Genomic DNA, 1,989 nt, shown 5'->3' with positions numbered 1-1,989 from the left:
GTTATAAAATATATTATATATGGCACGGAAAAGATAAAAAATTATAATTGAGACGCCAAACGTAATAATAAACGCGGTTTTTTGCTTAAAATTCAAAAAATCATAAATGATTTTAAATTTACCTTCATCAAGCACTGATGGATTTGAAGCGACTGTAATAAACGGCATAATGGCCGAAATGCCTATTGTTTCAACAAAAGAAAGAAAAATTGTCATTAAAAGCAAGATAACTAAAAAGATTTTTTGTTTACGGGGTAAAATGTGTTTAAGTTTACCGTAAATTGACGCAAAAGAAGATAATCGAATTGACATATTGTATTGCAGATTATGTTACTATGTTAAGAGTAACTTGTCTCCTTATTAGCATTATATTTTTTCTCCGTTTTTATTTACTTTTCCGTGTACTCTAGCCGGGTTCCCATAAGCGAGTGAATAAGCCGGCACATCTTTTGTTACCACGCTACCGGCGCCAATAAGCGCGTACTCGCCAATAGACACTCCGCAGACAATCGTAGCGTTTGCGCCAATACTCGCGCCTTTTTTAACAACGGTCTTTTTATACTCATGTTTGCGCTCAACAAAAGCGCGGGGGTTTATTACATTTGTAAACACGCAGGACGGGCCGCAAAATACGTCATCTTCGATAATTACGTCATCGTATACGGAAACATTGTTCTGTATTTTTACTCCGTCTCCGATAATCGCGCGCGAACCTACATTTACATTTTGTCCGATTGAGCATTTTTTCCCTATTTTCGCGCCTGGCATTATGTGGCAGAAATGCCAAATCTTTGTAGATTCGCCAATCTCAGCGCCTTCGTCCACATAACTTGATTCGTGGACAAAATAGGATTTATCGCTCATTTTTTATAGAATTCCTTAATGCTATCACATACAAAACTTACTTCATCTTCCGTCAGTTCAGGAAACATAGGAAGCGCTAATACAGTTTCACATAACTTTTCCGCTATTGGAAAATCTCCTTTTTTATAACCTAAGTATTCAAAACATTTTTGCAAGTGAAGCGGGATAGGGTAGTATACGGACGTTCCAATATTTTTTGATTTTAAATGCTCTTCTAACGCGTTACGTTTTTCCGCTTTTATGCAAAAAACATAATATGCTTCTTTACAGCCGTCTTTAACGGCAGGCAGTTTAATTTCTGAAATGTCTTTTAACATTTCACGGTAATGCGCTGCATGATTCGCCCTTTTTTGAATAGCGTCTTCTATGTGTGATAATTTTACGTTTAAAATCGCCGCCTGTAACGTATCCAAGCGCGAATTGTAACCTATATAATCATGGTGGTATTTTTTGGTCGAACCGTGAGTTCTGTAACTTTTCGCTTTTTTATAAAGTTCCTCATTATTTGTAATTATCATGCCGCCATCGCCGTACCCGCCAAGAGTCTTTGTCGGAAAGAATGAAAAAACACCAAAATCGCCAAGCGTACCTGAGTGTTTGTATTCACCATTATAAAGCGTCTTCATTCCAAACGCCTCTGCGGCGTCTTCTAGTACCGTCAGTTGATGTTTTTTTGCAAGTTCCATGCAGGCGTTCATATCCGCTGTTTGTAAAAATAAATGAACAGGAAGTATCCCTTTTGTTTTTTTTGTAATATGGTTTTCAGCGTCATTCATGTCCATGCAGAAAGTATCTTCATCCACATCACAAAATGTAGGTTTCCCATTCAAACGGGCTATGCAAGATGCGGACGCGAAAAAAGTAAAAACAGGAGTGAGAACTTCAGTTTCGTTTTTATAACCCAATATATCGCTGGTAATTAAAAGCGCGTCGCTTCCGTTGGCTACGCCGACCGCGTATTTCGCGCCAGCGTGCTTGCATACGGCTTCTTCAAATTCCTGTACCTGTTTTCCAAGAATAAACGCGCCGGAAGCAATAACGTCAGAAATTGCTTTGTCAAATTCCACTTTGTAAAGATTGTATTCCCGGGTAGCGTCATAAAAAGGCACTTTCATTTGTTAAAAT

Annotated in this window: 3 protein-coding genes; all 3 read right to left on the bottom strand. The window is 38.2% G+C overall.

Translation table 11 applies throughout. The features are described from left to right. A partial coding sequence (locus ACYVRH_RS12185) for a hypothetical protein (RefSeq protein WP_461257176.1) occupies positions 1 to 312 on the bottom strand: 312 nt, incomplete at its 3' end. A gap of 54 nt (positions 313 to 366) precedes the next feature. Next, positions 367 to 864 carry an acyltransferase gene (locus ACYVRH_RS12180; protein WP_461257175.1) on the bottom strand — a complete coding sequence of 166 codons (498 nt, stop codon included), beginning with the start codon at positions 862 to 864 and terminating at the stop codon, positions 367 to 369. Further along, positions 861 to 1,979 carry a DegT/DnrJ/EryC1/StrS family aminotransferase gene (locus ACYVRH_RS12175; RefSeq protein ID WP_461257174.1) on the bottom strand — a complete coding sequence of 373 codons (1,119 nt, stop codon included), beginning with the start codon at positions 1,977 to 1,979 and terminating at the stop codon, positions 861 to 863. Before ACYVRH_RS12175 ends, ACYVRH_RS12180 begins: the two co-directional genes overlap by 4 nt. Between the last annotated feature and the right edge of the window lie 10 nt (positions 1,980 to 1,989).

Source organism: Treponema sp. R80B11-R83G3 (assembly GCF_054786115.1).
The sequence above is the reverse complement of the archived record's forward strand: the minus strand, read 5'-3'. Positions and strand labels throughout refer to the sequence as shown.

What these genes read in the sequence shown, in the direction of transcription:
- ACYVRH_RS12175 (WP_461257174.1), bottom strand. Translation starts at nt 1,979, where the DNA reads ATGAAAGTGCCTTTTTATGACGCTACCCGGGAATACAATCTTTACAAA.
- ACYVRH_RS12180 (WP_461257175.1), bottom strand. Translation starts at nt 864, where the DNA reads ATGAGCGATAAATCCTATTTTGTCCACGAATCAAGTTATGTGGACGAA.